The 5,141-nt window shown below is 70.6% G+C and carries 8 protein-coding genes; 5 read left to right on the plus strand and 3 right to left on the minus strand.

The window, feature by feature from the left end; all coding sequences use genetic code 11:
- The 4 genes from G3573_RS19750 to G3573_RS19765 all read left to right on the plus strand — a co-directional run.
- Positions 1–600 (plus strand): hypothetical protein (locus G3573_RS19750; protein ID WP_205598384.1); only part of this gene is annotated, 600 nt, incomplete at its 5' end.
- A gap of 46 nt (positions 601–646) precedes the next feature.
- Positions 647–1,810, plus strand: a complete 1,164-nt coding sequence (locus tag G3573_RS19755; protein ID WP_163263389.1) for an isovaleryl-CoA dehydrogenase — start codon at positions 647–649, stop codon at positions 1,808–1,810.
- A 142-nt stretch (positions 1,811–1,952) separates the two neighbouring features.
- A complete protein-coding gene (locus G3573_RS19760; protein WP_163263390.1) occupies positions 1,953–2,615 on the plus strand; it encodes an exopolysaccharide biosynthesis protein in 663 nt (220 codons plus the stop codon).
- 44 nt (positions 2,616–2,659) lie between these two features.
- Entirely contained in the window at positions 2,660–2,851 is a 192-nt protein-coding gene (locus G3573_RS19765; RefSeq protein WP_163263391.1) for a DUF3008 family protein, read from the plus strand.
- A 7-nt stretch (positions 2,852–2,858) separates the two neighbouring features.
- Here the strand turns inward: G3573_RS19765 and G3573_RS19770 are convergent, their stop codons facing one another.
- Entirely contained in the window at positions 2,859–3,191 is a 333-nt protein-coding gene (locus tag G3573_RS19770) for a cupredoxin domain-containing protein (protein ID WP_205598385.1), read from the minus strand.
- Positions 3,188–3,709 carry a DUF4142 domain-containing protein gene (locus tag G3573_RS19775; protein WP_163263392.1) on the minus strand — a complete coding sequence of 174 codons (522 nt, stop codon included), beginning with the start codon at positions 3,707–3,709 and terminating at the stop codon, positions 3,188–3,190. Before G3573_RS19775 ends, G3573_RS19770 begins: the two co-directional genes overlap by 4 nt.
- Before the next feature lie 144 nt (positions 3,710–3,853).
- Here G3573_RS19775 and G3573_RS19780 point away from each other — a divergent pair, with 144 nt between their 5' ends.
- On the plus strand, positions 3,854–4,558 hold the full coding sequence (locus G3573_RS19780) for an RNA polymerase sigma factor (RefSeq protein ID WP_205598387.1): 705 nt from the start codon (positions 3,854–3,856) through the stop codon (positions 4,556–4,558).
- A gap of 7 nt (positions 4,559–4,565) precedes the next feature.
- Here G3573_RS19780 and G3573_RS19785 read toward each other — a convergent pair.
- The coding region (locus G3573_RS19785) for an SseB family protein (RefSeq protein WP_163263393.1) at positions 4,566–5,141 on the minus strand (576 nt) is incomplete at its 5' end.

Consider the following 5,141-nt stretch of genomic DNA (forward strand, 5'->3'; position numbering starts at 1 on the left):
GGCTTCGGCCCGCTGCCGCCGCGCGCCACCCTGACCGAGGTCGGGGCCGTCCCGGCGCCGGAAGCGGTCGTCGAGCGCGCGCCCGAGCCCGTGGCCGCCGCTCCGGCGTTCGAGCCGGCCTTCGCGGACGCCGCCCCGTCAAAATTTGAACCGCCGGCGCAGCCGGAACCGGCGGTGACCACCCATACCGGCTTCGAGTCCCAGGCCTTCAGCCTGACCCCGCCGCCCGAGCGGGAGCCGACCTTCATGCCGCAGCCGGCCAGCGTCGTCTGGACGCAGCCGGAGACGGCGGCGGTCGACGAGGCGCCGCTGTTCGAGGAGACCTGGGAAGAGGTCCGCCCCGCGCCGCGCATCATCCGCCACGAGCCGGTCGAGACCGACCTGATCGACGAGGAGGCCGGTCCCAGCGGGCCGTTCGTGCTGCTGGGCGTGATCGGGCTGTTCGCCTTCGGCGGCGCGGTCGCGGCCTTCATCAAGGCCAAGCAGCTGGCCTCACCGCAGCCGGTGATCCTGGCCTGGACCCTGGCCCTGCTGGCCTTCGGCTGCGTGACCATCTCGGTCTATTTCCTGCTGAAGCGGCTGGGCGGCGTTCGCGACTGAAGCGGGGGAGTGGAGGGGGCGCGGCGCGCGTGCTAAGCGCCCGCCCATGACTCAATTCGCGCCCTCCATGGACTTCGGCCTCGGCGAAACCGCCGACGCCATCCGAGACACGACCGCCCGGTTCTCCGCCGACCGGATCGCCCCGCTGGCGGCCGAGATCGACGAGACCAACGCCTTCCCGCGCCAGCTGTGGCCCGAAATGGGCGAGCTGGGCCTGCACGGCATCACCGTCGAGGAGGAGTGGGGCGGTCTGGGCCTCGGCTACCTCGAGCACGTGGTGGCCATGGAAGAGGTGTCACGGGCCTCGGCCTCGGTCGGCCTGTCCTACGGCGCCCACTCCAACCTGTGCGTCAACCAGATCCGCCGCTGGGCCACCGACGAGCAGAAGCGCCGCTACCTGCCCAAACTGATCTCCGGCGAACACGTCGGCGCCCTGGCCATGTCCGAGGCCGAAGCCGGCTCGGACGTCATCTCCATGAAGCTGCGCGCCGAAAAGAAGGGCGACCGCTACGTCCTGAACGGCACCAAGTTCTGGATCACCAACGCCCCGCACGCCGACACCCTGGTGGTCTACGCCAAGACCTCGCCGGAAGACGGCAGCCGCGGCGTCACCGCCTTCCTGATCGAGAAGGACTTCAAGGGCTTCAAGGTCAGCAAGAAGCTCGACAAGATGGGCATGCGCGGCTCCGACACCGGCGAGCTGGTGTTCGAGGACTGCGAAGTCCCGGAAGAAAACGTGATGGGCCCGATCGGCGGCGGCGCCGGCGTGCTGATGAGCGGCCTGGATTACGAGCGCGCCGTGCTGTCGGCCGGCCCGCTGGGCATCATGCAGGCCTGCCTGGACGTGGTTCTGCCCTACGTCCGCGAGCGCAAGCAGTTCGGCCGTCCGATCGGCTCGTTCCAGCTGATGCAGGGCAAGATCGCCGACATGTACGTCGCCCTGAACTCGGCGCGGGCTTACGTCTACGCGGTGGCCAAGGCCTGCGACGCCGGCAAGACCACCCGCTTCGACGCCGCCGGCGCCATCCTCATGGCCTCGGAAAACGCGGTGAAGACCTCGCTGGAGGCCATCCAGGCCCTCGGCGGCGCCGGCTACATCAAGGAGTGGCCGGTGGAGCGCTTCCTGCGTGACGCCAAGCTCTACGACATCGGCGCCGGCACCAACGAAATCCGCCGCTTCCTGATCGGCCGCGAGCTGCTGGGCGCGTAAGCGTCTCCAAGGGCGCCGCGCGCTTCGGGGCGCGGCGCCCATCCCCTTTTCGGGGGAGCCTCCGGGACCTCTCACCGTTTCGCGAGTTTCATCCGCGCGGCGCATCGGCCGCGCGAGACGCTCGCGAAAGGTCGGACGGCGGATGAGGGCCAGCCAAGCACGAGGCGAAAGCCACTGGCAGGGCCCCCACGACGGCCGCGACTTCTCAGTGCTGATCCGAACGCTCGGCGAAGGCGACGGCGAGCGCCTGCCGGTCGCCGAGATGGTGCACACCTTCGCCGGGCGCGGCTTCGGCGCGATCATGCTGGTGATCGCGCTGATCAACCTGCTGCCCCTGCCGCCGGGCGGCACCACCATCACCGGTCTTCCCCTGCTGCTCCTGTCGCTGGAACTGGCGCTGGGCGGGGGCCTGTGGCTGCCGCACAAGGTGATGGACGCCTCGGTGTCGCGGGCCGCCTTCCGCAAGGGCGCGGAGAAGGTCATGCCGGCCGTCCGCGTGGCCGAGCGACTGTCGGACCAGCGGATGAGCTGGCTGGTCTCGGGCGTGGGCGAGCGGCTGATCGGGATCTGCTCGGTGATCCTGTCGCTCGTGCTGATCCTGCCCATTCCGCTGGGCAACTTCGTGCCGGCCCTGGCCATGGCTTTGTTCGCGCTGGCGATCATGGAGCGCGACGGCCTGATCGCGCTCTTGGGCTGGCTGACGACGGCGGTGGCCGCCGGCCTGCTGGCCCTGGTCGGCAACGCCGCGTGGGACGGCGCGCATGCGGTCGTCGACGGCCTGTTCCACGCCGGAACCGGCGCCTGAACCGGCCGTTCCGCGTGTCCCACCAGTAACCGCGGGAGGCTCAAATGCCCGCCAAGTCCAAGGCGCAACAGGAAGCCGCCGGCATCGCCCTGTCGGCCAAGCGGGGCGAGACGCCCAAGAGCGAGCTCAAGGGCGCGTCCAAGTCCATGTACGAGTCCATGAGCGAAAAGCAGCTCGAGGAGTTCGCCCACACCACGCGCGCCGGCAAGCCGGAACACGTGTCGGACCGGAAGTAGACGCGCCTCACTTCACGGTCAGCGTCTGCTTCATCCCCGGATGGAAGCGGCAGTAGACGTTGATCGTCCCCGCCTTCTTCACGACCGTCTCGGCGCTGGCCTTGGGCTTCATGTCGAGGTCGAACGACCCGTCCCTGGCGGTCGCCGTGTGGCGGAACATGTCGTTGTTCACCCAGCGCACCGTGTCGCCCACGTGCACGTCTGCCGGCGCCGGCCCGTAGGCCATGTCGGCGACGACGATGGTGTGCACCTTCGGCGCCGCGGCGGCGGACGAGACCGCCGCGACCGTCAGCCAGCCCGCGGCGACCAGGAGCCGGATGAAGCCGCGGCGGGCGCTCACTTCAGGCCTCCCATCAGATGCTCGGCGTGCATCTCGTGCTCCTGGAACAGCTTCAGGCCGGTCTGCAGCAGCGACTTCAGCTCGGCGTTCGACGCGTCCGGGATCAGCGTGCCGCTCAGCGCCCCGTTGACCGTCTTGTGGTAGGCGACCTCGTTGGCGACGTAGGCCTTGTCGAAGGCCGGGCCGCTCAGCTTGGCCAGCTCGGCGCGCTTGGCCTCGGCCTGCTTGGTCAGGGCCTGGCTGGTCGGATTGTCCTGGGGCGTGACGCCCAGCTTCTTCACCAGGGCCAGCGCCTGATCGTTCACCGCCTTGTGGTCGCGCACCATCTCCTCGGCGAAGGCGCGCACGTCGGCGTTCTGCGACTTGGCCAGCGCCTGCTCGCCGGCGGCCACGTCGATCGCGCCGGCGGTGTAGGCGATGTGGGCGATCTGGGGATCGGTCGGCTTTTGCGCCTGGGCCGAAACGACGGCCGGGACGGCGATGGCGAGGGCGGCCACGAGGCCAAGGTGTTTGAACATCGGATCTCTCCTCCTAGAGACGGATGCCCGATTGGAGGGGCGCGGCCCGCGAAAGGTTCCCGGCTTTCCGCGAGGCTTGGAGGCGAGGGGCGGGAACCTTAGAGTCCCGCGCTGCATCCAATGGTGCGTGTTTCGGGGAAGCCCATGCCGATGCCAGCCAGCCACGCGCACGCGCTCAACTACGACGACCTCGACGAGGCCGAACTGGTCGCCCTGGCCCGGGCGGGCCGGCGCGAGGCCTGCCGGGTGATCGTCCAGCGTTGCAATCAGCGTCTGTTCCGGGTCGCGCGCGCCGTGGTGCGCGACGACGCCGAGGCGGAGGACGTGGTGCAGACGGCCTACCTGCAGGGCTTCGCCAAGCTGGACGGGTTCCGCGGCGAGGCGGGGCTTTTGACCTGGCTGACCCGCATCACCCTGAACGAGGCGCGCGGCCGGCTGCGCCGCCGCCGTCCCACCGTCGAGCTGGAGGCGGTCGAGACCGCCCAGCGCCAAGGAGCCGAAATCGTGTCCCTGTCGGCCGCCCGGCCGGAAAGCCCGGAATCCGAAGCCGCCCGCGCCCAGATCCGCCGCCTGATCGAGCATGCGGTCGACGAGTTGCCCGAACCGTTCCGCGTGGTCTTCGTCATGCGCGAGGTCGAGGAGTGTTCGGTCGAGGAGACGGCCTCCAACCTCGACCTCAAGCCCGAGACGGTGAAGACCCGCCTGCACCGGGCGCGCCGGATGCTGCGCGCGGCCCTGGACGAGCAGCTGTCGGCCACCACCCACTCGGCCTTCCCGTTCCTGGGCGCGCGCTGCGAACGCATGACCGCCGCGGTGCTGGCCAAGCTCCCGGCCGAACCCGAGAGCTGAGCCGCCGTCACCGCCCCGCGGTCGAGCGCTCCAGCAGCAGCGCGACCTGTTCGGGCTGCACGATGGCCGGCGGCTGCAGGCCGTAGTTCACCGCGATCGGCACGCCGCCCGCCAGCTCCAGCGCGCTGCGGCCGGGCATGGCCAGCATGTAGATCTCGCCGTCGTTGGCCATCGCCTCGCGCACCCGCTGCTCGCTGGTGAACAGGGCCAGGGCGTCCGTGCCCGCCCGCAGCGGAGCGGTCCAGAACGACACGTCGGTCGAGCCGGCCTTGGCGGCGGCGTAGCCTTCCTTGTTGGTGACCAGATAGACCTTCGAGGTCAGCAGCAGCTCGCCGAAAGCCCGCTCGGACGCCTCCGACGGGTTGCGCGCCATGGCCACCAGGCGCTGCTCCAGCTCGTTGGCCGGGGCGATGAACGGGCGCTCCAGCAGGATGGTCTTGTTGTAGGCGAGCGCGTAGCGGCGCTGGGCCTCGCTCAGGCCGGCCTTCAGCTCGCGCGGGCGCAGGTCGCCCTTGGCGATGGCGGCGCGGGCGTCGGCGACCGCGTCCTCCGGCGTCGGCGCGGGCGCGGGCGCGGCGGCGGG

Source organism: Caulobacter sp. 17J65-9, assembly GCF_010975005.1.
Taxonomy (GTDB): Bacteria; Pseudomonadota; Alphaproteobacteria; order Caulobacterales; family Caulobacteraceae; genus 17J80-11.

Bases quoted from the DNA above. Each gene is read 5' to 3' on its own strand.
- G3573_RS19755 (WP_163263389.1), top strand. From the start codon at position 647: ATGACTCAATTCGCGCCCTCCATGGACTTCGGCCTCGGCGAAACCGCC.
- G3573_RS19760 (WP_163263390.1), top strand. From the start codon at position 1,953: ATGAGGGCCAGCCAAGCACGAGGCGAAAGCCACTGGCAGGGCCCCCAC.
- G3573_RS19765 (WP_163263391.1), top strand. From the start codon at position 2,660: ATGCCCGCCAAGTCCAAGGCGCAACAGGAAGCCGCCGGCATCGCCCTG.
- G3573_RS19775 (WP_163263392.1), bottom strand. From the start codon at position 3,709: ATGTTCAAACACCTTGGCCTCGTGGCCGCCCTCGCCATCGCCGTCCCG.
- G3573_RS19780 (WP_205598387.1), top strand. From the start codon at position 3,854: ATGCCGATGCCAGCCAGCCACGCGCACGCGCTCAACTACGACGACCTC.